The sequence below is a fragment of the Dissulfuribacter thermophilus genome, assembly GCF_001687335.1.
Taxonomy (GTDB): domain Bacteria; phylum Desulfobacterota; class Dissulfuribacteria; order Dissulfuribacterales; family Dissulfuribacteraceae; genus Dissulfuribacter; species Dissulfuribacter thermophilus.
The window spans coordinates 66,081-92,499 of record NZ_MAGO01000006.1 but is presented as its reverse complement, the minus strand read 5'-3'; the positions used below and the strand labels follow the sequence as shown (position 1 = coordinate 92,499).

At 42.6% G+C, this 26,419-nt stretch carries 22 protein-coding genes, 2 tRNA genes and 1 pseudogene; 15 read left to right on the top strand and 10 right to left on the bottom strand.

The window, feature by feature from the left end; genetic code table 11:
* Window positions 1–4 precede the first annotated feature (4 nt).
* From metW to DBT_RS06405, 3 genes are read right to left on the bottom strand one after another with little or no spacing between them, the layout of a single operon-like run.
* Window positions 5–646: a methionine biosynthesis protein MetW gene (metW, locus tag DBT_RS06415; RefSeq protein ID WP_067618219.1), complete on the bottom strand. Its 642-nt coding sequence runs from the start codon at window positions 644–646 to the stop codon at window positions 5–7.
* Window positions 633–1,805, bottom strand: a complete 1,173-nt coding sequence (gene metX / locus DBT_RS06410) for a homoserine O-acetyltransferase MetX (RefSeq protein ID WP_067618003.1) — start codon at window positions 1,803–1,805, stop codon at window positions 633–635. The genes metW and metX overlap by 14 nt, the downstream gene beginning before the upstream one ends.
* A 3-nt stretch (window positions 1,806–1,808) precedes the next feature.
* Window positions 1,809–3,068 carry an O-acetylhomoserine aminocarboxypropyltransferase/cysteine synthase family protein gene (locus tag DBT_RS06405; RefSeq protein ID WP_067618000.1) on the bottom strand — a complete coding sequence of 420 codons (1,260 nt, stop codon included), beginning with the start codon at window positions 3,066–3,068 and terminating at the stop codon, window positions 1,809–1,811.
* Between the two features lie 238 nt (window positions 3,069–3,306).
* On the opposite strand from DBT_RS06405, the gene DBT_RS06400 reads away from it, so the two are divergent.
* From DBT_RS06400 to DBT_RS06360, 9 genes are all read left to right on the top strand, one after another.
* Window positions 3,307–3,382, top strand: a tRNA-Glu gene (locus tag DBT_RS06400).
* Between the two features lie 281 nt (window positions 3,383–3,663).
* Window positions 3,664–5,547: an ASKHA domain-containing protein gene (locus DBT_RS06395; protein WP_067617997.1), complete on the top strand. Its 1,884-nt coding sequence runs from the start codon at window positions 3,664–3,666 to the stop codon at window positions 5,545–5,547.
* A 168-nt stretch (window positions 5,548–5,715) separates the two neighbouring features.
* Window positions 5,716–6,630: a selenium metabolism-associated LysR family transcriptional regulator gene (locus DBT_RS06390; RefSeq protein ID WP_083186678.1), complete on the top strand. Its 915-nt coding sequence runs from the start codon at window positions 5,716–5,718 to the stop codon at window positions 6,628–6,630.
* Entirely contained in the window at window positions 6,630–7,706 is a 1,077-nt protein-coding gene (locus tag DBT_RS06385) for a radical SAM/SPASM domain-containing protein (protein ID WP_067617993.1), read from the top strand. Before DBT_RS06390 ends, DBT_RS06385 begins: the two co-directional genes overlap by 1 nt.
* Complete coding sequence (gene hemE / locus DBT_RS06380) at window positions 7,696–8,724, top strand: uroporphyrinogen decarboxylase (RefSeq protein ID WP_067617990.1); 1,029 nt, start codon at window positions 7,696–7,698, stop codon at window positions 8,722–8,724. Before DBT_RS06385 ends, hemE begins: the two co-directional genes overlap by 11 nt.
* Window positions 8,721–9,692, top strand: coding sequence for a ferrochelatase (gene hemH / locus DBT_RS06375; RefSeq protein ID WP_067617987.1), 972 nt, complete (start codon window positions 8,721–8,723; stop codon window positions 9,690–9,692). Before hemE ends, hemH begins: the two co-directional genes overlap by 4 nt.
* Window positions 9,680–11,044, top strand: coding sequence for a protoporphyrinogen oxidase (gene hemG / locus DBT_RS06370; protein ID WP_067617984.1), 1,365 nt, complete (start codon window positions 9,680–9,682; stop codon window positions 11,042–11,044). The genes hemH and hemG overlap by 13 nt, the downstream gene beginning before the upstream one ends.
* A 79-nt stretch (window positions 11,045–11,123) precedes the next feature.
* Window positions 11,124–12,491, top strand: a complete 1,368-nt coding sequence (locus DBT_RS06365; RefSeq protein WP_067617981.1) for a phosphomannomutase/phosphoglucomutase — start codon at window positions 11,124–11,126, stop codon at window positions 12,489–12,491.
* Complete coding sequence (locus tag DBT_RS06360) at window positions 12,472–12,969, top strand: DciA family protein (RefSeq protein ID WP_067617979.1); 498 nt, start codon at window positions 12,472–12,474, stop codon at window positions 12,967–12,969. The genes DBT_RS06365 and DBT_RS06360 overlap by 20 nt, the downstream gene beginning before the upstream one ends.
* A 131-nt stretch (window positions 12,970–13,100) precedes the next feature.
* Here the strand turns inward: DBT_RS06360 and DBT_RS06355 are convergent, their stop codons facing one another.
* The 5 genes and pseudogenes from DBT_RS06355 to DBT_RS06335 form a co-directional block, all read right to left on the bottom strand.
* Window positions 13,101–13,904, bottom strand: coding sequence for an SAM hydrolase/SAM-dependent halogenase family protein (locus DBT_RS06355; protein WP_067617976.1), 804 nt, complete (start codon window positions 13,902–13,904; stop codon window positions 13,101–13,103).
* On the bottom strand, window positions 13,904–14,773 hold the full coding sequence (gene speE, locus DBT_RS06350) for a polyamine aminopropyltransferase (RefSeq protein WP_067617973.1): 870 nt from the start codon (window positions 14,771–14,773) through the stop codon (window positions 13,904–13,906). Before speE ends, DBT_RS06355 begins: the two co-directional genes overlap by 1 nt.
* Window positions 14,770–15,222, bottom strand: a complete 453-nt coding sequence (gene speD, locus DBT_RS06345; protein ID WP_067617971.1) for an adenosylmethionine decarboxylase — start codon at window positions 15,220–15,222, stop codon at window positions 14,770–14,772. Before speD ends, speE begins: the two co-directional genes overlap by 4 nt.
* A gap of 34 nt (window positions 15,223–15,256) precedes the next feature.
* Window positions 15,257–15,333 (bottom strand) — tRNA-Pro (locus tag DBT_RS06340).
* A gap of 165 nt (window positions 15,334–15,498) precedes the next feature.
* A pseudogene (locus DBT_RS06335) lies at window positions 15,499–16,277 on the bottom strand (TIGR00266 family protein).
* Between the two features lie 138 nt (window positions 16,278–16,415).
* Here DBT_RS06335 and DBT_RS06330 point away from each other — a divergent pair.
* A complete protein-coding gene (locus DBT_RS06330; protein ID WP_067617970.1) occupies window positions 16,416–17,090 on the top strand; it encodes an HAD family hydrolase in 675 nt (224 codons plus the stop codon).
* On the opposite strand, the gene DBT_RS06325 is transcribed toward DBT_RS06330, so the two are convergent.
* Together DBT_RS06325 and DBT_RS06315 are read right to left on the bottom strand one after the other, a co-directional pair.
* Window positions 17,068–18,051, bottom strand: coding sequence for a sensor histidine kinase (locus DBT_RS06325; RefSeq protein ID WP_161939926.1), 984 nt, complete (start codon window positions 18,049–18,051; stop codon window positions 17,068–17,070). The genes DBT_RS06330 and DBT_RS06325 overlap by 23 nt on opposite strands.
* 574 nt (window positions 18,052–18,625) lie before the next feature.
* Entirely contained in the window at window positions 18,626–20,305 is a 1,680-nt protein-coding gene (locus DBT_RS06315; protein ID WP_067617962.1) for a B12-binding domain-containing radical SAM protein, read from the bottom strand.
* 616 nt (window positions 20,306–20,921) lie between these two features.
* Here DBT_RS06315 and DBT_RS06310 point away from each other — a divergent pair.
* The 5 genes from DBT_RS06310 to DBT_RS06290 all read left to right on the top strand — a co-directional run bounded on the left by DBT_RS06310 (window position 20,922) and on the right by DBT_RS06290 (window position 26,386).
* Window positions 20,922–22,298, top strand: coding sequence for an ammonium transporter (locus DBT_RS06310; RefSeq protein WP_067617959.1), 1,377 nt, complete (start codon window positions 20,922–20,924; stop codon window positions 22,296–22,298).
* 16 nt (window positions 22,299–22,314) lie between these two features.
* Window positions 22,315–22,653, top strand: a complete 339-nt coding sequence (locus tag DBT_RS06305) for a P-II family nitrogen regulator (protein WP_067617957.1) — start codon at window positions 22,315–22,317, stop codon at window positions 22,651–22,653.
* 122 nt (window positions 22,654–22,775) lie between these two features.
* The gene (locus DBT_RS06300; RefSeq protein ID WP_067617954.1) at window positions 22,776–23,564 is read left to right on the top strand and encodes a TorF family putative porin; all 789 of its coding nucleotides are present in this window, start codon (window positions 22,776–22,778) and stop codon (window positions 23,562–23,564) included.
* A gap of 259 nt (window positions 23,565–23,823) precedes the next feature.
* Complete coding sequence (locus DBT_RS06295) at window positions 23,824–25,053, top strand: ammonium transporter (protein WP_067617950.1); 1,230 nt, start codon at window positions 23,824–23,826, stop codon at window positions 25,051–25,053.
* A gap of 118 nt (window positions 25,054–25,171) precedes the next feature.
* On the top strand, window positions 25,172–26,386 hold the full coding sequence (locus tag DBT_RS06290) for an ammonium transporter (protein WP_067617947.1): 1,215 nt from the start codon (window positions 25,172–25,174) through the stop codon (window positions 26,384–26,386).
* The last annotated feature ends 33 nt before the right edge of the window (window positions 26,387–26,419 follow it).

Here is a 26,419-nt window from a genome sequence, read left to right as displayed (position 1 = left end):
CTTTTTACTTCCCAATCATAAAAATACCGTATGTCGCCCTTAGGTTAGGTAGGAAGTTGATTATTTTCCCATATCTCTCTTCGTGGTGAGTATTTATGGCTGCCTCTTTAATGACCCTAAAGCCCACATCTTTTACGAACTTTCTAAAGTCCTTGATGGTAATCACTCTAATATTGGGGGTATCAAACCAATCATAGGGTAGGAGCTTATTTTTTGGGGCATAGCCTGTAAAAAGTACCTGCATCCTTATGGACCAGTGGCTAAAATTTGGGAAGCTCACAATCACGTGTTTACCAATGCGAAGGAGTTCCTTTATGAGTTCCATTGGCCTGTAGACCTGCTGAAGGGTCTGGCTCAAGATGACATAATCAAAAGCATGGTCCGGATAATCCAGGACCTCTTCATTTAAATCGCCCTGGAGCACTGAGAGCCCCTTTTCTATGCAGATCGCCACCTCGTCCTCGTCCTGTTCAATACCTGTGCCCCTAACTTCTTTAACGTCTTTCAGATATTTTAAGAGTTCACCACGGCCGCAGCCAAGATCGATCACACTGCTCCTCGGCTCTACCCACGAGGCGATGATCTTAAGATCAAAGCGAAGATCCTTGGCATCGCCGTTTATATTTCCTGAACTAGTTGATCTCATGGCTTGCATGGTCTAAAAACCCACTTATTAGTGAAAATAGCCTCTCATTAGGCAATAAAAATGCATCATGGCCCCATTCTGCGTCTATCTCACAGAAGCTCACATCAAGGCAGTTTTTCTTCATAGCCTTCACAAGTTCTTTTGACTGGTAGGTGGGATACAACCAGTCAGAAGAAAAAGACACCACCAAAAACTTCGCCCTGGCCTTGGAAAAGGCCTTTACAAGAGAGCCCTGCCCGTGTTCCCGAGCCACATCAAAGTAGTCTGCTGCCTTTGTGATATACAGAAATGAATTTGCATCAAACCTCTCGACAAATTTTCTACCCTGATACCTCAAATAACTTTCTACCTGAAAATCCACATCGAAGTTAAAGGAAAAATCGCTTTTATCCTGAAGGCGCCTTCCGAACTTACGCCTCATGGCCTCATCAGAAAGATACGTGATGTGACCTATCATGCGCGCAACCGCAAGCCCAACATCGGGTTTGGCATCGCCATCATAGTAGTTTCCTCCATTCCAATTGGAGTCTGCCATAATGGCCTGGCGCGCCACCTCGTTAAAGGCAATGGCCAAGGCTGAATGCCTTGCCGTAGTGGCAAGGGCTATGGCTGCCTTCATCATATTTGGATAGAGGAGCGTCCACTCAAGGACCTGCATTCCTCCAAGAGAACCACCGATTACTGCAAGTAGCTTTGGGATTCCAAGGTAATCAATGAGTGCCTTTTGTGCCCTTACCATGTCGCCAATAGTGACCACAGGGAAATCCATGGCATAGGGTCGGCCAGTTGCTGGATTAATACTGGAAGGCCCAGTGCTTCCCATGCATCCGCCCAGGATGTTGGAACAGATGACAAAATACTTATTGGTGTCAATGGCCTTTCCTGGCCCAACCATGATATCCCACCAGCCAGGTTTAGGGTCGTCGTAAGAATAGTAGCCTGCTACATGCGAGTCCCCAGAAAGGGCATGTAACACCAAAATGGCATTGGACCTATCTGGGTTAAGAGTTCCAAGGGTCTCATATGCAATGGTGATGGGCCCAAACTTTGCTCCACAATCCAGGGTCATGAGGTCTGGGGGTTGTGCAAAGGTAAAATACCTCTTTTCAACTAGTCCCACAGAGCCTTTTTCTGAGCCTTTGACTACATACTCACTCATGGTCTATGTGAGTCCCTCCAGGGCCTGGGCAATATCGTCCAAGATGTCTTCCACAGCCTCTATCCCCACAGAAAGCCTTACGAGGTCCGGTGTGATGGACAAATACCTTCTCGTCTCCTCAGGAAACGACAGATACTGTGTGGAATACGGATGGATGACGAGGGTTTTACAGTCTCCAAGATTTGCCAGGTGATAGATCATATTCAGGTTGTTAATGAATCTAAAACACGCATCCTGGTCTTTTAGACCAAAGGATATGAGTGCCCCAAAGCCCTTATCTTCAAATTGAGTTCTCGCCACTTCATGACACGGGTGCTCTGGAAGTCCTGGATATCTTACCCACCTGACCTCTGGGTGCCCATTTAAAAACTCCGCTACCTTCATGGCGTTTTTAAGATGACGTTCCATGCGCACTACCAGAGTATCGAGCCCTATTGCCGTGAGGTACGAGTGAAATGGTGCCTGGGTGGTCCCAAAGTTTATGTGGATCTCACGCCATACCCGATCTATGTAGGCAAGGGGGCCCTTTCTATGAACAAATGGCTTAAAATCAGAAAAACGGCCACTTTCCCAGTCGAATGTTCCAGCATCTATTACCACCCCGCCTGTGGCGCAACCGTGTCCAGTCAAGTACTTGGTTGTTGAGTGGATGACTACGTCTGCCCCAAGTTCGATTGGGCGACACAGATAGGGGGTGGCCAGAGTGTTGTCCACCAGGAGCGGGAGCCCATGATCATGGGCCACCTTTGCAATCTTCTTTATGTCAGGCACATCCATCTTGGGATTTCCAATGGTCTCGATATAAATGAATCTAGTCTTGTCGTTTATGGCTCCACAGATGGCATCTATATCTGTTGGCTCCACAAATCTTGGGGTTATCCCATACTTTTTGAATACATTGGAAAACAATAGATACGTGGACATGAAAAGGGAGTTTCCAGTTACAAACTCATCCCCTGCCCTCAAAAGGGCCATACAGGAAGTAGTAATAGCTGCCATTCCTGAGCCTGTGACCACTGCTGCCTTTCCGCCCTCAAGGGATGCGATCTTTTGCTCAAGGACCCTATTGGTGGGATTTGTAAGGCGCATATATATGTGGTCTTGGCTCTTTCCACCAAAGGTATCACTCAAACTTTCAGCAGTTGGATGAAGATGTGAAGCTGTCTGAAAAATTGGGGGTTGAGTGGCCCCCTGCCACTCCTCTGGCCTAAATGCTTCGTGTATCACCCGTGTGTCAAAACGCCACTGTTTTTTCTTTTCCATGAAGCAGCTCTCCTTAAAGATTTATCTTACCTCTCTAATATATACTAAATCAGTATGGATTTAAAGTATTTTTTTCACCACTTCAAAAATCGATACAACCTCCCATCTTTAAATGAAAAATCTTACTACAAAATTTGTTCCCCACTTGAGCCAGAAAAGGCAAATTAGATACCGCTACTTTTCCCTCTTGACATGCCCGAAATTTGTTTATATTGTCCCCCCATCGCAAATCCGCTGCGGTCCCATCGTCTAGCGGTCTAGGACGCCGGCCTCTCACGCCGGAAACAGGGGTTCGAGTCCCCTTGGGACCGCCATTTTTTTACTAAAAAATCCCTTACTCCACCGAAAACTATACAGGTCAAACTCCTTTTTTATCAGTCCTACTTTTTTCATTTAAGTCCCCCCCCTTTTGTTACCCAGTGATTCTTCCCTTTGTATCTCATACTAGAGCCTCTTTAGCCTTGCTTCTTCGTAAAACTTGCAACCTATCCAATCTGGGATAATAAGGTAAAACTAAAAAAGCGTACTTGCATTTCATGTTCGAATTGGTCAAAATGGCTAGTTAAAAATCTCAAAAGGTGTGAGAGGTATTGCCATGCCGAAAGTTCAATTTCTACCATCTGGCATAACTATAGAGATAGGCCCTGAAGATACCCTACTCAAAGCCGCAATGAAGGCGGGAATTCATATAAATGCATCGTGCGGTGGTGCAGGAGTCTGTAACAAATGCAGGGTATTCGTAGAAAAAGGAAAGGTTGAAGCTGAAGAGCTTCCTGACGGCGGCATCAAAGCATGTACTGCCACCCCTGTTGAAGACCTAGTGATCAGGATTCCTGTTGAATCAGAGATGGACAGACGGGCCCTTGAAAGGTCTAGTGCAAAGGCCACAAGCTGGATGCGAGAAGCCCAAGCATGCGTAGAATATCCAAAAGATCCTCCAGTCAAAAAATTCCTTATAGAACTTCCAGAACCCAGTCTTAGTGATCAGATCAGCGATCTAGAAAGGCTTATGCGTGAAGTGCGCCAGGGAAAATTCAAGGGGGCTTCACTGGAAATCGACCCAGAAATACTCTATTTTCTCCCTAATGTAGTAAGAGAGGGCCAGTGGAAAATCACTGTCACGCTGAAGGATCTCAATGAATCATCAAACCTAGTTCAGCTCTTAAGGGTAGAACCTGGAGATAAAACAAAAGGGTGTTTGAGCGTGGCAATCGATCTCGGGACTACCACTATTAGCGCCGAGCTACTAGAGACAAAGACAGGCACTTTGCTTGGCAAGGTCTCCGACTACAATCCCCAGGTGAGTTTTGGAGAAGATGTCATATCCAGGATGGAGTTTGCCAGAAAGCCTGGAGGCCTTCAAACTCTAAAAGATAAGATTACCCAAAAGCTTAGCGAATTAATACAGGAGCTCTTCTCAAGGGCCAGGCGAGACATCCAGGAACTCTCACACCTGACTATCGCTGGTAACACCGTTATGTCGCACCTACTCCTAGGCCTTGAGACAAGGTATTTGCGTGAAAACCCCTATATCCCAGTGGCCTCTCACTTCCCCACTCTTTCAGCATCAGATATTGATTTTGACCTTCCTAGCCATGTCCAGTGCCTACTCGCCCCATGTGTGGCAAGCTATGTAGGAGGCGACATCGTCGCAGGAGTAATAGGGGTTGGAATACATAAGACTGAAAAACTCACCCTTTTCATAGATATTGGAACTAACGGAGAGATTGTCCTTGGAAATCAGGATTGGATGGCATGTGCTGCATGTTCTGCTGGCCCTGCTTTTGAAGGCGGCGGGATTAAACACGGAATGAGAGCAACTACTGGTGCCGTTGAAGTAGTGCACATACACCCCGAAACCTATGAACCAATGGTCCTCACAATTGGGAGAAAGCGTGCAAAGGGAATTTGTGGCTCAGGCATTATAAGCTTACTTGCAGGCCTGTTTCAAACTGGTGCCATAGATAGACAGGGAAAGTTTGTGCGTAATCTCAATACTAAAAGGATCAGAGAAGGAAGGGATGGCTGGGAATACGTGGTTGTAGAAAAGGAGGCCACCCAGATCGATGCAGATATTGTCTTTACTGAGGCTGATATAGAGAATCTCATCAGGGCAAAAGGGGCTATGTTTGCAGGGTATCAGACCCTATTAGAGTCCGTTGGTATGACTGTTCAAGACATAGATCAAGTAATACTAGCTGGTAATTTTGGAAGCTACATCGACCTTGAACAGGCCATTACCATTGGCTTACTGCCAGACATTGAGAGAGACAAGTTCTTTTTTGCTGGAAACACCTCACTTATTGGGGCAAGGGCCATGGCCCTTTCAAAGGTGGCTATTGAGGATGCCAAGAGGGTTGCAGACATGATGACACACTTTGATCTTAGTGATAATGCGAGGTTTATGGATCACTATGTATCAAGCCTTTTCCTTCCACACACAGACTCGTCATTGTTCCCCTCTGTAAAGGCACCATAACAATCAAAGTTTTGAGTCTTGACGAAGGCTAACTGCGAACCCGCAGGTAAAAGGAACTTTGAACTTTGATCTTGCCCTGAGGTTCGACTTGAAATAGCTGGCAATTACAGGCATAATGATTCATAAAGTTAGTTTTTGAACAATACTTTTTAACCAGGGCAATAAGAATTGATTGACGTAAGACAACTTCAAGTTTTTTTGGCTGTATGGAAAGAAAAGAGCTTTTCTAAGGCCGCTAAAATTGTATTTCTTACTCAGCCAACAGTTAGCGGCCACATTAAAGCCCTCGAAGATACTCTTGGGATTAGACTCTTTGACAGGGCTGGTAGACGCATCTATCCAACAAAGGCTGGAGAAATCCTTTATCCCTATGCAAAGGAGATACTTAACCTCGTTAAGCAGGCCCAAGATGAAATTGAAGTGTTCAAAGGTGCTGATACAGGCCAAGTCTATTTGGGCGGAAGTAACATTCCCGGTCAATATATATTACCCACACTTTTAGGGGAGTTTAAAAGGGAAAAACCGCTCATAGAAGTATCTTTGAGGATAGGTGATAGCCAATCAATATCAGAAATGCTCTTACAAAGAGAGATTGACCTGGGAATGGTTGGGGCCGAACTTCCCATGGAACATTTAAAATTTGAACCCTGTTTTGAAGACAAACTGGTTTTCATATCTAGTAAAGAAAGGGCGTTATTTAAAAATCAGTTCATAGACCCTAAGGAACTGGTCAATATCCCATTCATTTTTAGGGAAAAAGGCTCTGGGACGAGGTTAGCAATTGAGGATGCTCTAAAGAGACAATTTGGTCTGGATTCTTCAGCACTAAAAGTAGTGGCTGAGATGGGGAGCACAGAGGCAGTTAAACAGGCAGTCAAGGCAGGTGTTGGATATGCCATTGTGTCTGAAAGGGCGGTTCGAGATGAGATAGCATATGGTGTACTAAAGCAGTACTCCATTAAAGGCGTTGAACTAAAGAGAAAATTTTACCTTGCATGGGACGGCCGTCGCACTATGAGCCCCACATGTAAGGCCCTAAAAGAATTTATCCTTGCGAAGGTCCAAGAAAAGGAAAATAACTAATGAAATTTGAACTCAAATGGCTTGCCTGGGAGATAACTAGGAGATGCAATCTCCATTGTGTTCACTGCAGATCATCATCAGAGCTTGAAGTAAAGGCCCATCCTGATTTTTCTACAGCTGAAGCATATAGAATAATCGATGACATTGCTAGCTTTGCAAAGCCTGTTGTGGTCCTTTCTGGAGGAGAGCCCCTACTAAGAGAAGACGTCTTTGATATAGCATCCTATGGCACTAAAAAGGGACTCAGGATGTGCCTTGCCACAAATGGAACATTGGTTACCCAAGAAGTATGTGATAACATTAAGGCATCTGGGATCAAAATGGTGAGTCTGAGCCTTGATGGGTCCACTGCTGAGATCCATGATAATTTCAGACAGCAACCAGGTGCATTCGAAGGGACTGTAGGCGCTGCAAAGCTTTTTAAAGAGAATGGCATAGACTTTCTTATAAATTCCTCCTTTACCAAAAGAAATCAGGATGACATTCCTAACGTCTTTAGACTTGCAAAAGAACTTGGGGCCACAGCCTGGTATATGTTCATGATTGTGCCAACTGGCCGAGGTGAAGACATACTAGAGGAACTCATATCGCCCGAGGATTACGAGGCCATCCTTGACTGGCACTATGAGATGGAAAAGCGGGAAAAGGACATCCTAGTTCGTCCAACATGCGCTCCCCACTACTATAGGGTGCGACTCCAGAAGGCTAAAGAACAGGGTGAAAAGGTTGAAATAAGGAGCCTCAAGTTTTCCACTGGTGGATCAAAGGGGTGCCTTGCAGGCCAACTAATTGTCCTTATCGACGTAGATGGAAATGTCCTTCCTTGCAGTTATTTTCCAGTGTCTGCAGGGAACATAAAGGACAAATCCCTCAAGGAGATATGGGAACAAAGCCCTCTATTTAAAGAACTCAGGAACTGGGATGCCTATAAGGGAAAATGTGGATCATGTGAATACATACGGGTATGTGGAGGATGTCGGGCCCGTGCTTATGCTGTAAGTGGAGATTATATGGCTGAAGAGCCCTATTGTAGCTATTTACCAAGAAAGCTGAAGGGAGATTCCCATGAAGAATGATCGTTTTTTGAAGGCCCTGAGGGGAGAACAACTAAGGCCTATTCCCATCTGGATCATGAGACAGGCAGGAAGATATCTCCCAGAATATCAGGAAGTTAGAGGGAAAACTGATTTTTTAACCCTTTGTAAGACACCGGAACTTGCAGCCCAGGTCACCATTCAACCTGTAGACGTTCTTGGCGTCGATGCAGCAATACTCTTTTCAGACATTCTCATTCCTCTTGAACCTATGGGTATAGGACTCGACTTTAAAGAGGGGCACGGTCCTGTACTCTCCCCCCCTGTAAGAACAGAAGCTGATGTTTCAAGACTTGTTGTCCATGACCCTAATGAAACCTGTGGCTTTGTAAGTGAGACTGTAAAGATTTTGAGAAAAGAGCTTTCTCAAAAGGTGCCTCTCATAGGTTTTTCCGGAGCGCCATTTACCCTGGCCACATATATGATTGAAGGAGGCTCAAGCAGAAACTTTCTCTTTACTAAAAAGATGATGTTTGAGGCCCCGGATCTCTTTAACAAATTAATGGAAAAGATAACAGATGTGACCATTCGCTACCTTTCAATGCAGATAAATTCAGGGGCTGAAGCCATCCAGGTCTTTGATACTTGGGCTGGAATCTTGAGTGTAAACGACTACTTCCAGCATGTATTTCCCCATGTGGATCGTATCTTCAAAGAACTTTCAACATTCGATTGCCCAAAAATATATTTTGCCTTTGGCGGCCATCATCTTCTGTCAACCATAAAAGATCTGAAGGTAGACTGTTTTGGGATCGACTGGCGAACACCACTAAATAAAGCCTCGGACCTCCTGGGAAACGACAAAGTCGTTCAGGGCAATCTGGATCCCTTGGCCTTATTTCTTCCAGAAAAGGATTTAAGGGATCGCGTAAAAGTGATACTGGAAGAGGGCAAAGTGGCAAAGAGCCACATCTTCAATCTAGGCCATGGAGTACTCCCCCAGATTCCTGCTGAAAAGGTCAAGTTGTTGGTTGAGATAGTCCACGATCTGTCAAAATGATAGGTATCTGCCTTTTAAATATGGGTGGGCCAGATTCGCTTGATGCGATCAGGCCTTTTTTATTCAATCTCTTTTCAGATAGATATATTATTCGCCTCGGCCCTTCTTTTTTACAAAGGCCAATAGCATGGTTGATAGCAAAAAAAAGGGCTCCCAAAAGTGCTCAAAATTATGAGCTCATTGGAGGGAAAACCCCCCTTACAGAGATTACTATAGAGCAGGCAAAGTTGCTTGAAGGTCGTCTTAATGAGGAACTAGGTCCCAAATACGGGGAAGAATTTAAATGTGTCGTGGGTATGAGGTATTGGCATCCTCGTACACCTGATGTTTTAAAAGAGTTAAAGGACACTGGGGTAAAAAAGGTCCTAGGCCTTTCTCTTTATCCTCACTACAGTAGGGCAACAAGTGGATCTTCTATTGAAGAGTTTAAGAGTTGTTGTGACTCTCTTGGTCTTAGTTGGGATGTGATTGATCGGTTTCCAACACATCCTGCCTACATATCAGCACTTTGCGAAGTATTAGATGAAGGGCAAAAAAAAATCGGGAACAAAGATTTTCATCTTGTTTACAGTGCTCACAGTCTTCCCAAAAAGTTTATAGATGAAGGGGATCCGTATCTAGAAGACATAAACGCCACAATAAGGGCCCTTGAAAGCCAAACTGGAATCAAGGGTACGCTTTCATTTCAAAGTAGATCAGGCCCTGTAAAATGGCTTGAACCACAGACTGATATCCATCTTTTGGAGTTGGTAAAGTCAGGCAAAAAAAGACTGCTTTGTCTGCCAATCAGCTTTGTCTCCGATCACATTGAGACCCTTTACGAGATCGATATATTATTTAAAAGTATTGTAAAGGAGGCTGGAGGAGAGCTCTTCAAAACCCCTGGCCTGAATACCAGGCCTTCATTTATTAATGCACTATATGAATTAGTAGTTGAAAAATTAGGGGAAAATAAATGGCTAAGATAGTAATAATTGGAGGAGGGCTTTCAGGCCTATCCCTTGCATATTTTTTGAGAGAAAATAGACCGTCATATGAAATACTGCTATTAGAAAAAGAATCCATATTGGGTGGAAAGGCTAGGACTGAGAAAAATGAAGGTTTCCTTGTTGAACTCGGTGTAAATGGCGTACTGGATAACAAGCCATCCACAGTCGGCCTTGCAAAGCGCCTTGGTCTTGAGATTTTAATGAGTAATCAAAATTCAAAAAGGCGTTTTGTAGTAAAAGACTCGGGTCTCAAACGACTGCCTGAATCCCCTGTTGATTTCCTTTCTTCAGACCTTCTCTCAATAAGCGGACGACTTAGAGTTTTAATGGAACCATTTATCCCAAAGGCATCGGGAATCGGAGACGAATCCTTGGAGTCTTTTGCGATTAGGAGACTTGGAAATGAGGCGTTTAAAAGGCTCATTGATCCTATGGCAACAGGGATATTTGCCGGAGATCCTGCTAGACTCTCTCTAAAGAGCTGTTTTCCTAGGATCTGGGAGCTTGAATCCCAATACGGCAGTCTAATACGTGCAATGATAAAACTCACAATGGAGGCCAAGAGAGCGAAGTCCGGAAAAAAGGTCGAAGCAGGCCCTGGAGGTAATCTCGTTTCCTTTAATGAAGGCATGAGTGAGCTTGTTAATGCCCTTAAGGAAGATCTTGGTCCTGACATCATAAAATGTGGCAGTGAAGTTACAGAGATCATAAAAAAAGGAAGATTTGAATGGGAAGTTCATCTAAAAAATGGTGAGGCAATAGAGTGTAGCCATGTTGTTCTTTCATGCCCTGCTAAGGAGACGGCTTCACTGACCAAAGATTCTATTCCAGAGCTTTCAAGGCTTGCAAATTCTATTGATTATCCACCCATTGCAATCGTGGCCTTTGGGATTAGACCAAAGTGGGTTGATAGGGATCTAAATGGATTTGGTTTTCTAAGCCCTGGACCTGAAAACAGATCAATTCTAGGAACCCTTTGGGATTCTTCAATATTTCCAAATAGGGCGCCAGTTGGTTGGATCCTTTTAAGGAGCCTTTTGGGAGGGGCCAGGAGAAGAGATATCCCGTATAAGTCCAATCAAACGCTCATAGACTTAACCTATAAAGAATTAAAAGAACTTATGGGGCTCAAGAAGGCCCCAGATTACATAAAAATTCACAGGTGGCGTCATGCAATACCGCAATATAATATAGGACATCAAGGTCGTGTGGAAAAACTTTTTAAAATCCTCAAGAAAAATTCAGGGCTTTTTGTTAGGTGTAACTGGGTAGGTGGTGTAAGTCTAAATGACTGCATTCAAAATAGCTTTGAATTGGCAAATAAGATTTAGAAGTGTTGAGTTTTGAGTGTTGATTGTTGAGTTGAAGGAAGAAAAACTTTTAGTTTTGTTTTAAGGAAGGAGGGAGAAAATGAACCCACAAATTTTTCGGGAATACGACATAAGGGGGATGGTTGATGAAGATCTAACCCAAGAAGTCGTAGAGGCAATAGGAAAGGCCTACGGAACATATGTAAAAAGAGAAGGTTTAAATACCATAACTTGTGGACGAGATGGTAGGACCCATTCTGAAAGAATTCAGGGTTATTTCATAGATGGAGTACGAAAAACCGGTGTAAATGTAATTAATATTGGCGAGTGCCCTACCCCCTTACTATATTTTTCTATATTTCATCTCAATACAGATGGAGGTGCCCAGATAACTGGCAGTCATAATCCTCCTGAATTCAACGGGTTTAAATTATGTGTGGGGAAAGAAACCCTTTACGGAGCAAAGATTCAGGAGCTTAGACAAATAATTGAATCCCATGACTTTGAAACAGGAGAAGGCACACTCAAGACCTCAGATATTATTACTCCCTATATAAATTACATGAAAGAAAACATAAACATTGAAAGGCCGTTAAAAATCGTGGTAGATGCGGGAAATGGTGTGGCTGGCCTCGTGGCACCTAGAGTCTTCGAAGATCAAGGTGCAGATGTTGTCCCCCTCTTTTGTGAGGTAGATGGAAACTTTCCCAACCATCACCCAGATCCAACAGTCCCCAAAAACCTTGAGATGCTCATTGAAAAGGTCAAAGAGGTCCAGGCAGACCTTGGAGTAGCCTATGATGGTGATGGAGACAGGCTTGGAGTTGTAGACGAAAAAGGTGGTATTTTCTTTGGTGATCAACTACTTATGATTTTTTCAAGAGACTTATTAAAGTCTAATCCAGGTGCCACTATTATTGGTGAGGTTAAATGTTCTCAGGTCTTGTATGATGACATTGAAAAACACGGCGGACGCCCCATAATGTGGAAGACCGGCCATAGTCTAATTAAAAAGAAGATGAAGGAAGAAAATGCCCTCCTTGCTGGCGAAATGAGTGGACATATCTTCTTTGCAGACAGATACTTTGGTTTTGACGATGGCATCTATGCATCTTTAAGGTTTGCAGAGATCCTTTCTAGATCAAACTCACCTGCCTCTGAACTCTTAAAAGATGTACCAAAGACCTACTCCACCCCTGAGATCCGAGTCGATTGCCCAGAAGAGATAAAGTTTAAACTGGTTGAACGACTGGTACAGTATTTCAAAGATGAGACAGAATATAAGGTAGTTGATGTCGATGGAGTAAGGGTAATCTTTCCAGATGGCTGGGGGCTTGTTCGGGCATCCAACACTCAGCCAGTTCTTGTTTTGAGGTTCGAAGCCACCAGCCCAGAACGCATGGAAGAGATAAGAAAGGTAATAGAGGAACCCCTGGAGAGGTTGAAGGGTGAGTTTAAGGCCAATTAAGAGTATTTTAACCAGTGTGACTGAAAGAAGGCCTGGCTGGAGTAGAAACTTCAGTCAGGCCATAATCTGGAAAAAATGGAGCGAAGTTGTTGGAGAACCTGTATCTCACAACGCATGGCCTGAAAGAATAGTTGGAACAGAGCTGTTGATAGTGAGGGTATCCGATGCAGTTTGGATGCAACAACTCTTTTTGGAACGTTTCAAGATTCTTCAACAACTAAACTCCCATCTGCCTCCAGAGGCAAAGTTAAAGGAAATTAGGTTTATTCAGGGAGACGTCAAAGAGCTTAAGGCCAGATCAAAAGATAAACGAGACTCCTATAGACCTAATTATGATAATGTACCAGAAGAACTAAAGGAACGGGCAAAGGTACTGGTAAGTGGAGTGAGAGATCCTGAGCTAAGACAGAGGCTTGAACGGGTTTACCTGGCATACAAGTTGCGGATGTTAAAGCTAAATCAGGCTAAATACTCATAGAAGGGGACAAAAAGACTACCTATTCTCAAAACTCAACACTTCTAAAAGTTTTTCTTCCTTCAACTCAAAACTCAACACTCAAAACTCAACACTTCTAAAAATTTTTCTTCCTTCAACTTAAAACTCAACACTCAAAACTCAACACTTCTAAAACACTCCACACTTTTAACTTCTACCTTGTCTCCCCTATTAATTTCCAACTTACTCCTTACACTTCCCAAATAAACAGATAGCTCAAGGAATCCATGACTTCCGAGGATACCAAAGACCCCTTTCCCCTTCCCAGATTCATAACAGTCAACCACTGGGAACTTATGTCCTTTTACAGATACACATAGACTTTTTACGTCTTGTTTACCTGAACCATCAAAGAGATCTAGAGGAATGTTTGTAATTGCATTGCCGAATCTGTCGAAATAGAGAATTTCTCCCTGGATCGAGTCCCCCCTCTTGATAGGCTTTGGAATATTTAAGATGGTGATGTCCTCAACTCCTGGACCTATATCTTCTAAAGGAACTCCTTTTTCTAAGTGTGCTGCGACTGGTCCAAAGACATCTCTTCCATGAAAAGTTACGCTAACTTCTGGGAGAAAGAGATTTTTATTTTTGATTTCAAAAAATTTAAGGTCTAACTCATTGGATACATGGCTAAAAATTCCGTTATCAGGCCCTACAAAAAAATATCCTCCCCCAGCTCCGACAATTCCCCTTCTATTAGAACCAACTCCTGGATCTACAACACAAAGGAATATGGTACCCTTTGGGAAATACTTATAGGAAATGCCCAAGACAAAAGAAGCCTGGAAGATATTTCCAGGCTCTATCTCATGCGTAAGGTCGATGACGTGGGTATCATTTACTATGGAGTGAATTACTCCTTTAACTATACCCACATATGGATCTGCATGCCCAAAATCACTTAAAAAGGCAATCATCAATAGAGAGAATCTATAGGCACCTCGCCAGTATCCTCAAAGTTATCTATTAGTTCTGTCCACCACGTGGGAAGGGCAAAGGCTGCCTCATGTATCTTGGGATTATAAAAACGCCCTACCCTCTCTTTATTGGACTTTGAAATACCCTGTGGACCTTTTGTAGCGGCAACAAATGCCATTTCATCACCGTAGGTTGGTACCGGAGCCCTATAGACCTCTACGGTTTGGAAAAAATCCTGAAATCTTTTAAAAACAAAAGGCATTACCTTTGGCATAGTAAGTGGAAGCCCTGATTGGCGTACTACCACTCCGCCATCGTTCAAGATATCAAACAGGTCTTTATGAAAAGGCGGTTCAAAAAGTACGATTGCCGGTCCAACTGGGTCAGTGGAATCTAAAAGAATGCAATCGAACTTTTCTCCCCTTTCTTTTGCCTCTTTTACATATTTTGCCCCGTCCCCTATTATGAGCTCTACTCTGGGATCATTCCAATCACCGCATACTTCAGGCAAATACTTTTTACACGCCTTTAATACAGCCTCATCAATTTCTACATGAACAACCCGCTTAACTTCTTCGTATGTAAGGACTTCTCTAAGTACCCCTCCGTCTGCTCCGCCTATGATGAGAACTGATTCAGGCGTGGAACGTAACCCCAGAAAAGGACAATGGACGAACATCTCATGATAGATAAATTCGTCCTTTTGGGTCAACTGAACTATGCCATCAAGGACGAGGCAGCGGCCAAAGAGAGGGTTGTGAAAGAGGACCATGTGTTGGTACTTAGTCCTCTCCTCATAAAGAAGTTCCGCCTCATAGCAATGAAGATATCCGGGTCCAATTCGCTCGGACCAAATTGTTCGAGTCAAGTGTCCTCCATATCAAGTAATTGGCCTCTTTTCATTTCCAAAACGTGTACATATTCTGGACAAAGGGCCTCTTTCATACGTTCAAGAACTAGGTAAGCATCATCTCTTCCATGAGAGAAGATGTCCACAGCAGCATACCTATTCTCAGGCCATGTATGAATGAGTATGTGGGCCAATGGGCTGCTGGCAGTTCCTGAAACACCGTACGGATCAAACTGATGCACTCTAACCTCAGCAGGACTATCCGTACCCATTCCGTTGTCGCAGGCCCCAGCCTTGCCTAAAATCTCTTGAATCTGCCGGGCATCTGCAAGCTTTGGGAATGGAGCACTCCACAGCTCAACTAGCAAATGTGTGCCAAGGCACTGCTCTCTCTGCTCACCAGGATAGTCTCCCTGGGAACATGCCATATGGTTGACCGAAAGGCCTGCTGTTAAACTTGCGCCCATGGCACGCCCTCCATTCATTCTTACTTAGGATATTTGGTCGGGACGAGAGGATTTGAACCTCCGACCCCCTGAACCCCATTCAGGTGCGCTTCCAGACTGCGCCACGTCCCGACCAGGACTTACTTTCGTCTAGATATAGTACCAATTATAGATCGCTTTCTCATTTAGTGCCAAGCCAGGCAAAAAATGAGTAAGCGTCCAGTTCAATTGGCATGGGGTGGATACCATTTTTTTTTAGAAACGTCAAGAAAATTTGCTACAATTTTAATAAATTCTTCAATCATCATCGCCGTTAAAAAAATCTCCAAAGGCCCCTAGCACTGATCCTTCACCAGTTCTGGAGCATTCCTAAAAATTCGGTCGGCAAGCCTAGAGAAAGGAAGACTTTGAAGATAAACCTTTCCATATCCTCTAAGGGTGGCCAAGAAAATGCCTTCACCCCCAAAAAACATAGACTTAAGGCCTCCAACGGCCTCAATAGAATAGTCGATTTCCTGGGTAAAGCCAACAATGCATCCAGTATCCACCCTAAGGGCTTCTCCTGAAAGTTCCTTTTCCACAAGGGTACCCCCTGCATGGATAAAGGCCATGCCGTCTCCTTCCAACTTTTCAAGTATAAATCCCTCTCCACCAAAAAATCCGGCTCCAAAACGTTTAGTAAACGCTATCCCTATTCTTGTACCAAGTGCTGCACACAAAAATGCATCTTTTTGACAATAGAGCACATTACCTATCCTAGACATATCCACTGGTATAATTTGACCTGGATACGGTGCCCCGAATGCCACTCTGCGTTTGCCTTCTCCTCTGTTGGTAAAATGAGTCATAAAGATCGATTCTCCGGCTAACCTTCTTTTTGCAGCACCTAGTACCTTTCCAATAAGACCTGCCGAAGCCTCTGATCCATCTCCCATTTTTGTCTCAAAGGTTATTCCATCTTCCATCCAATTCATTGCCCCTGCTTCAGCAACAACGGTTTCTCCAGGATCGAGTTCCACTTCAACCACCTGTAAATCATGTCCATAAATTTTATAATCAACCTCATGGCATTTCATTTTCACACCTCCCAGGTAACATCACGAGGAAATCTACATACAATAAGCTCTACGAAAAATAAAATCCTGAATGGCGAAAGTGTATAATTTTGATTATAGTGTGTTATTCAAATAAGTGAATGATTTTTAGGTGAAAAAATGGGCCAGCATTCAGAAAAAAGGTTTAAGGCAGTCATTTTCGACCTTGATGGGACACTTTTGGATACCTTAAGGGATATAGCAGAGGCCATGAATAGGACACTAGTTGCCTTTGGGCTCAAGCCATATCCAATTGAGGCATATAAAAATTTTGTTGGAGAAGGGGCGAGAGTACTTGCAGAAAAGGTTCTTCCCCAAAAGTTACGTACCCAGGAAAATATTGAGCACTTAAGGCAACAGTTCATAAGTGACTATCGTTCAAATTGGAACCACTATACAAAACCCTATGATGGTATTCCAGAACTTCTGGATACCCTTGTTCAAATGGGAATTGATCTAGCAGTGCTCTCAAATAAACCTCACGCATTTACCATTGCATGCGTGGAATCGTTTTTGGCAAAATGGCCTTTTAAAATGGCACTAGGTGAAAAAGAAGATATCCCAAGAAAACCTGATCCAAAAGGTGCTACCATTATTGCTAAAGAACTTGATATTTCGCCGAATGAAATCATTTTTGTTGGCGATACCAAGATCGATATGAAGACTGCACAGAATGCTAAAATGTTCCCTTGTGGAGTACTTTGGGGTTTTAGAACCCAGGAAGAATTATCAAAAAATGGGGCAAAGGCACTACTGAAAAAACCTATGGATCTTATAAATCTTTTCCATTCATAGGTTCTTCTTTGAGATAGGTAGGAAATTCCATTACTATAGTAGTACCTTTTCCAGGAATAGTCTCTACTTTCAAAGCACCATTGTGTTCTTCCACCACCTGCTTTACAAAAGATAGTCCAAGGCCTATCGTCCCCTCATGCGTTTCAAAAATGGGTTCGAAAATGTGATCCAAAACTTCTTTCGGGATACCTGGCCCTGTATCAGACACCTCCAACACCACGCCATCGAGAGACGGAGATGCAGTAACTTTAATATTATCTCCCCTTTTACATGCCTCAATGGCATTGTCTATCAGATGTCTTATGCTTAATTCCAAAATCTCTCTATTCCCTTTAAAGAATAAAGGTTGTTTAGCCCCTTCAAAATCGAGGGAAATTTCCTTCTTTGAAGCCATCTCCCTGGTCTGATCAACGCACCTTAGGGCCAACTCATTTAAATCTAAGACCACAAAGCTCCTGGTCTGTTTAGATAGGACTTCTTCAAAACGCCTTACAATCTCTTCAAGCCTTCCAGCCTGTTCCAATATCTTTGGTATATAAGATTTCTTAAATTTATTGTAATCCGATATCCCCTTCTCTGCCCTTCGTAAAAGACCCCCAATTATCGTAATTGGATTTCTTATCTCATGGGCAAGACGCAATACCATCTCAGACCTTGTTCTTTCACCAACTAATTGATTCATCTGTTCATTTAATCTTAGGAGTTCTCTAGATGACTCTGCTATCTTGCGCTGGTCATGTTCCATAGCCCTAAAAATACCTAGCATACGTTTAAAAAACATTGTGACTGCAGCCATAAATACTATTGCAATCGTATTAATAGCCCCGCTATAGGAAGAAATAACAGTCCATACATGGGTTCTCCCAGTAAAAAAAAGGATATGTTTTAAAATATGTCCCATGGAACGGGACAGGGCAAAAATAAAGAGTGATGCGGCGAACCAAAAGAGATATACTGCCATGGCATTCGAGGGTGATCTCTTAAAATTCTTCGCAAAATTTCTCACCATGAAAATTGAAAAAATTATCACCAAAAAGGATCCCAAAATATCGACAAACATTATGGGAACGTGAGGCAATACCATCAGGATTGATCCCTAGTATTTTTTTTCAAAACACTACGTGAGGCCAAAAAGAAAAAGATTATTGAAGGAACGAGGACTAAGTGGTCCATCTTTAGCGTATAATATAAGAGGTCTATAAATCCATTAATTTTCCATTTACCACCCCAAATAATGCCTTCCTCATGAATAAGAGGCCCTACCTTGTATTTTATTGCTAATATGTGCCCCACAAAGGCCCAAATATTCCAAATGCACAACAAGATAGAACCAATAAGAAAGTATTTTCTAATCTTAGGTTGAAAAAAATCTGTTTTTATCAAGCGGTACGAAAAGTCGCACATTGCCCAAAAAAAGAGTATGTGTGCCCCTTGATGTGCCAAAAGGCCTTCAATAGCTCCATGTTCTTGAAGGGCATAACATTTAAATGGAGTAAATATCAAGAAAAATATAATGAAGAAAAACCAATAATTTTTCATTTAGAGGCACAAATCTCGTAAAACCTTTTTGCCCGTGGAGATGATGGAAACCTTTTAAAAATGGCCATTGCATCTTTAAATTGACCCAAATTCATCAAATTTATTCCAAGGCAAATATTCAATTCTTCACTATCATCATAGAGTTTAAGACCTTGTCTTAAAATTTCTATGGAATTATCAAATTCCCTTCTCTTTTGATATAGCATTCCAAGGCCTAAAAAGGCATCGTGATTGGGCCACCATTTCAGGGCCTTTTTAAAAAGCATCTCAGCTGCCCTTTCTTTGTTGGGAATCAGCTCGTTTTGAGCGTAGTCACCATGGGTAAAAGTAAAACCAAGTCTAGCACAAAATGCCGCATAATGCTCTTTTAGTTCGTCTTTTTCTTCAAATTCAAGCTCTTCTATGAAATTTGGTAGCATTGAATAAAATGCCTTTTTCAGGCGACGGCCCATCTGAAGGACTTCGTCTGAGTTCATCTTTGGATCGGTCTCAAAATACATGATGTCTTCTATTGGCTCTAACCAAATGTCATCTGTAACCCTGTTCTTTTTTACAAAATTGTCATAAAGTTTAGTGCCTGGATACAAATCTAGTATATAGGATACCATTGAAAGGGGTTTTATGTCTCGAATCAGATCTATAGACTCCTGAATTGACTTCTTCCCATCTCCTGGAGCGCCATAAATGAAATAAGCCCTCGGTAATATCCCAAAACGTCTTGTAATATGAAAGGCCTTCTTTATGTCATCATCTGATATCTGTTTATTAAAGAAATCTCTGATCGCCTTTGATCCACTCTCTACTCCGTAACTAATTTGAATACATCCGGCTCTTTTCATCCAGTAAACAATATCTTCATCCACACAGTTTACCCTAGAAATTGCGTACCAGGATATATTGAGTCTTCTTTTCACAATTTCCTGACAAATATCAATGACTCGGTCCTTGTTTAAGGTGAAGGTGTCATCTGAAACATAAAAGAAATTAACTCCCTTTTTGTTTAATCGTTCAAGCTGATCTACAAAATACTTTGGAGAATGGAACCTAACTCTCCTTTTCCAAAATCGGGGTGATCCACAAAATGTACAATTCCATGGACAACCACGAGACGATATTACGTGCTGAAATTTAAAGTACTTGGATGGGTCTGGAAGCGCATCAAGGTCTTTAATAAATGGACGCTCTTGTGTCTTAACTGGCCTGCCCTTAATATCCCGTAGGGCCAAGCCCTTAATACGGAGAAAACTCTCTGGATCTCCTCCCTTTTCAACAGCCTCCAAAAGCTCCTTAAATGTCTCTTCCCCTTCTCCTCTTACGATAAAGTCAACGAAATCAAAATGCCTTAAAAAGAAATCCCACAAAAATGTTGCACCAACCCCACCAAATATGACCTTAGTATTGGGGTTTATTTCTTTGGCTATCTTTGCGCAATCAAGGGCACCAAACCTATTTCCATTGAAAAGCGATACTCCAAGGCAGTCAAATTCTCTTTCTTCAAAAATAGAACGAAGTTCATCTAGGTTCCCCCCAAGTCCATGGAGATTGAGGATTTCCACCTCATGGCCCGCCTCAATTAAATAGGCACCAATGTAATGCAAACCTATTGGCAGGGGTCTGACGTCATAATCTTTTCCTCTTTCAGTCAAGAAATACGGATATACAAGTAAGACTTTCATAAATGAAGTAGGTGTCCCTACTACCCTCCTTACAATCAGTAAATCACTTCATTGAGCATGGAAACTTAATCTTTAAGCATGAATATACCCTTTCAACCCTAAAGGGCAAATAGATTTCGAAATCAACCTAGCTGGACCAATAAATTCATATGAAAGGCCCTTGTTAATCTTTTTTGAAACATCGGTTCAACCACTCGAATAAACGTACTAAATATCTTTGGCTTATTTTAAAAACTTAATTCATCACATACATACTAATACAAATTGTAGTAAGCATCCAGAAGCCCCAAAGATGCAAAAGGGATGATTTAAAGACTCCGATACCTCCCCTTTTTTGTTGAGTGCCCAATAAAAAGTGCCAAGCAAATGTCCTAAAGAAAAACTTTACCCCCCAACGAGCTTTCACCACAGACCCATTTTGCCAGAGATACGAAAAAATTAAACAAAAATGTAAACCGCCACATAAAATTTATTACAAAAATGTAGTGCATATTAAATCTATTTTAACAAATCCTTTTTCGAAAATTATAACCAATTGATTTAACAAGCTTTTTATTTTTGGCATTAAATCTGCAAATTTAATAGCCAAAACAAAAACACCAAAAGGAGGACGAATATGATTTTTAAAAGCCCCCTACGAATCGCAACCTTTTTATTGTTGTTCCTTTCTGTGGCCATGGTCTCTATCTCCAATGCTGGAGATCCATTAGGGGTTGAAACTCTAAAAGGAGACCCTGGACTCGCCGTAGACTTTGTATGGGTACTTATCTGCGGTTTTTTAGTCATGTTTATGCAGGCAGGTTTCGCCTGTGTTGAATCGGGCTTTTGCAGGAGTAAAAACGTAACCAATTTGTTGGCAAAGAATCTCATGGACTTCGTTGTTGGGTCTCTTTCGTATTGGGCACTTGGATACGGAATAATGCTGGGTGCTGACAAATTTGGTCTCATAGGTACATCAGGATTTTTTCTTTCTGGAGATGGCTACGACGTAAACAATTACCTTACATTTTTCTGGCAGATGGTATTTGCTGCCACAGCCGCCACAATCGTTTCTGGCGCAGTAGCTGAAAGGCTAAAATTTCAGGCATATCTCGGATATTCTGCTGCAATATGCCTTATTATCTATCCTGTATTTGGACATTGGGCATGGGGTGGCGGTTGGCTAAGTAATCTTCCATACGGAATAGGATTCGCTGATTTTGCCGGTTCAGGAGTAGTACATGCAGTTGGCGGCATTGTAGGCCTTGCAGGTGCAATAGTCCTTGGCCCACGCTTTGGAAAGTATGACAAAAATGGAAAACCCAGAGTGATTCCAGGCCACAACCTGACCCTTGCAGCCCTTGGAACCTTCATCCTTTGGTTTGGGTGGTTTGGCTTCAATCCCGGAAGCACCTTTAGCGCCCATCACTTAAGGATTTCCATAATAGCTGTAAACACCACCCTTGCAGCATCAGCAGCCTCTCTAGCAGCTCTTCTTGTGGTGCTCGCCAGAACAGGGAAGTTCGATGTGGCAATGGCCCTTAACGGAGCACTTGCTGGTTTAGTGGCAATAACAGCCCCATGTGCCTGGGTAAATTCTACAAGTGCAGTGATAATTGGGGCAATAGCAGGTGTACTCGTGGTCTTAAGCGTACTGTTCCTGGAAAATAGAGGCGTTGATGACCCTGTTGGTGCAGTTAGCGTACATGGAGTGTGCGGAATCTGGGGCCTCATAGCAGTGGGCCTTTTTGCAGACGGTACATATGGAAACTACTCAACAGAACCACCTTTCGTAAAGGGTCTCTTCTTTGGAGGCGGTGCAGACCAGCTTATTGCACAGCTTATTGGAGCAGGCGCTCTGATCCTATGGGCCTTTGTGACTGGCTACATTGTATTCAAGGTCCTGGATGCCACAATAGGAATCAGGGTCTCTCCCAAAGAGGAAATACAGGGTCTCGATATTATTGAACACGGAACACCTGCATATCCTGAATTTTACACAATAAGGTCATAAAAACGGAGGCAATGAAATGAAAGAGATAAGGGCGATTATTAGAACCGAAAAGCTAGATGAGGTAAGGAATGCTCTTGAAGAGATTGGAATTCCAGGCGTTACTATAACGCCTGTTGAAGGCCATGGCAGGCAAAGTGGAATTGTTGAACAGTTTAGAGGAAGAGAATTTAAGGTAGATCTTCTTCCAAAGGCAAAACTAGAAATTGTCTGTAAAGACGAAGAGGTAGAAAAGATAGTGGTTGCCATTAGGCAGACTGCACGGACTGGTGAAATAGGGGATGGAAAGATTTTTATCTATCCAGTGGAAAATGCCTTAAGAATAAGAAGTGGCGAAATGGGAGAAACAGCTATATAGCATAAATATGCTAAACAATAATTTAATGAATAGAAAGGAGGTGATATATATGTAAATATATGTGGAGAGATAGGGAGAATATTAAAAAGAATATAAAAAAACTTAATTAAGGAGGATAAATCATGAAAAACTGTAAAAAAATTAATATACTGGTCTTATGCATGATGATCTGTGCAACTGTCTTTACACCACGATTTGTAAGGGCTGATGAGGCAAAACCCAGTGTAGATGCCTCTCTTACCCTAACAAGCCAATACATATGGAGAGGCTATGAACTTTCAAAAGACAGTCTAGTGGTCCAACCCTATTTTGGATTGAGCTACGAGGGCTTTGGAGCAAGTATATGGCAAAACATAGACACTAACCCCTATGACACAAGCCTCGAGAATCTAAATGAAACAGACTTTACCCTATCATATGACACTGAAATTAATGGTGTTTCTGTTGGTGCAGGCTGGATTTGGTATGCACTTCCCGGCAGTGACGACAGCCATGAGGTGTACGTAACCGCAGGATTAAATACATTCTTAAACCCAACACTTACTATTTACAGGGAATTTGCCCATGCCCCCAGCACATATATTACCCTTGGCATTTCTCATTCCATTGCATTGCCATGGAGAAATGCCAGCCTGGATATGGGATTGCAGGGAAGCTATCTCATCTCAAATGACAGTGGCGTCTACGCAGACCCAAATGATCCTAGTGATGAGTACAGTAATTTCCATGATGGCCTTGCTTCTATATCATTAAATATTCCTGTAGCAGAATATATATCGGTTTCCCCAGAACTTTACTGGTCTTTTCCCCTCTGTCAGGATGCTGCAGATGATATGCAAGCAGGCAATGCAAATCACGGAGGAAAGGACAATTTTGTTTATGGTGGCATAACAGTAAATCTCTCTTTTTAATCTAGGGACCTCCAACTTAATTCTTTGGGCGCCTCAGGCGCCCAAAGATACATTTTTGTAAATTAAAAAGCATTTTATTACATTTTTGAAACAAAAAGGACAAAATTGTAAACTGCTCTTTGAAAAATTTTTAAATAAAAACAATAAATTAGTTAATAGATCGATTTTTTTGGCAAAAAAATTGCGTACCTCTCGTGAGATATATTTCATGCTACAATTTTGTAGCATCAAAAACAAAAAATTCGGGAGGTTACGTAAAATGAGCCAAATAAATCCAGGTGACACTGCTTTTATCCTTATCTGTGCAGCCCTTGTGTTTTTGATGACCCCGGCATTGGGTCTCTTTTATGCAGGAATGGTGAGAAGCAAAAATGTATTAGGCACTATACTCCAAAGCCTTATTATGGCGTCTATTGTTGGGATTGAATGGGTAATTATTGGTTATTCTATGTCTTTTGGCCCTGACGTCCATGGCTTTGTAGGAGACCTTTCATGGCTGGGTCTAAAAGGAGTTGGTATGGCACCAAACCCAGACTATGCTCCAACAATTCCTCAAACTGCATTCATGCTATACCAATGTATGTTTGCAATCATTACCCCTGCGCTCATAACAGGGGCATTTGCAGAACGCGTTAGGTTTGCTCCATTTATTGTATTTAGCCTTCTATGGGCAATTTTTGTATATAATCCAGTATGCCACTGGATCTGGGGCACAGGTGGTTGGCTGAAGGAAAAGGGCGTTCTTGATTTTGCTGGAGGCCTTGTTGTTCACCTCACCTGTGGTGTTGCAGCACTGGTTGGAGCCTTGATCACTGGGAAGAGAAAGGGTTATGGAAAACAGAGCTTTGCACCTCACAACCTTCCCATGACCCTGCTTGGCACAGGGCTCCTATGGTTTGGATGGTTCGGTTTCAATGGAGGAAGCGCCCTAGCTGCAAATGAAATAGCTGCATCAGCAGCAGTGGCAACCCATATAGCAGGACTTGTAGCCATGGCTACATGGCTTGGAATCGAATGGATCCATAGGGGCAAACCAACCACCCTTGGAGCAGCATCTGGGGCCATAGCAGGGCTTGCCACAATAACCCCTGCAGCAGGATTTGTTGGGCCAGTTTCAGCCATAATAATTGGCCTAACTGCCGGTATCATCTGCTACATTGCTGTAATACTAAAAGATAAATTTGGCTATGATGATAGCCTTGATGTCGTGGGTATTCACGGAGTTGGAGGACTGACAGGGACCATTTGTCTAGGACTTTTTGCTTCAAAAGCCATTAATCCCGGTGGAGTTAACGGGCTATTTTTTGGAAATCCTCAGTTCCTCTTTACTCAGCTTTATGGGATAGTTGCAGTTGGTGTTTACACACTCGTTGTCACCTGGATCATTATGAAGGCAATAGATGTTGCCATGGGATTCAGAGTATCTTCTGAGGCAGAGACCGAAGGTCTCGATCTTAGCGAACACAGTGAAACGGCGTATACTTCATAACCACAAAAAACATTTGAATATCGGAATTGTACAAAAAAAATTTGAGAAAAACTCATTTTTCTCTTTTCAAATTCCGATATTCAAATGTTTAATTTAAAAAAGGAGGAATCAATACCTTATGAACAGTGCAGATACAGCCTTTATGATGATCGCAACTGCCCTTGTTATGTTAATGACCCCTGGACTCGCGCTATTTTACGGTGGATTAGTACGATCAAAAAACGTCCTAAGTACCATTATGCAGAGCTTCGTTTGTCTTGGGCTTATCTCTATCTTATGGGTAATATTTGGATATTCTCTTTCTTTTGGTCCAGATATAGGGGGCTTTATTGGTGGGCTGGATCATTTGTGGCTTAAGGGAGTTGGACTTGAACCTAGCCCTTATGCTGATACCATCCCTGGACTGATATTTTGTGCATTTCAACTCATGTTTGCCATTATTACACCTGCCCTAATTACAGGTGCATTTGCAGAAAGAATGAAGTTCTCGGCATTTATGATTTTTACTACGCTGTGGGCAACCTTCGTTTACTTCCCAGTTTGTCATTGGGTCTGGGGCGGTGGATGGCTTGGCAATATGGGTGCTCTTGATTTCGCTGGAGGTACTGTTATCCACATCAACTCAGGGGCTGCTGCACTGGTCACAGCAATGTTTCTCGGTAAAAGAAGAGGCTATGGAAAAGAGGCATTTCATCCACATAACCTTCCAATGACCATACTGGGGGCTGGAATCCTATGGTTTGGATGGTTTGGCTTTAATGCTGGAAGCGCCCTTTCTGCTGGAAAAACCGCAGCACTTGCATTCTTTACTACACAGATTGCAACTGGAGCCGCACTTCTTTCCTGGACCTTTGCAGAATGGATCTTCCAGAAAAAACCCACTACCCTTGGCGCTGCCTCAGGTGCAGTTGCTGGGCTTGTGGCCATCACACCAGCTGCGGGTTTTGTTGGACCAATTCCTGCAGTCATTATCGGTGGTGTTGCTGGAATCGTATGTTATATGGCTGTCCTTTTAAAGGTCAAATTGGGTTATGACGATGCCCTAGATGTAGTAGGCGTGCATGGAATTGGAGGCCTTTGGGGTGCTCTAGCAACAGGACTTTTTGCATCTACATTTTGGAATCCAGACGGGGCAAACGGTCTATTTTTTGGAAACCCTCATCAATTTGTGGTTCAGGCCATTGGCGCCTTTGCAGCAATCGGATATTCAATGGTAGTTACTTATATAATACTCAAAATCACAGATCTCGTTGTGGGAGTTAGAGTTGATGAAGAGCAAGAAGTTCAGGGTCTGGATCTTACACAACACAGTGAGATGGGCTATAGTCTTTAGAGAACTGTACACTCCAGGCATAAAACAAAAGGA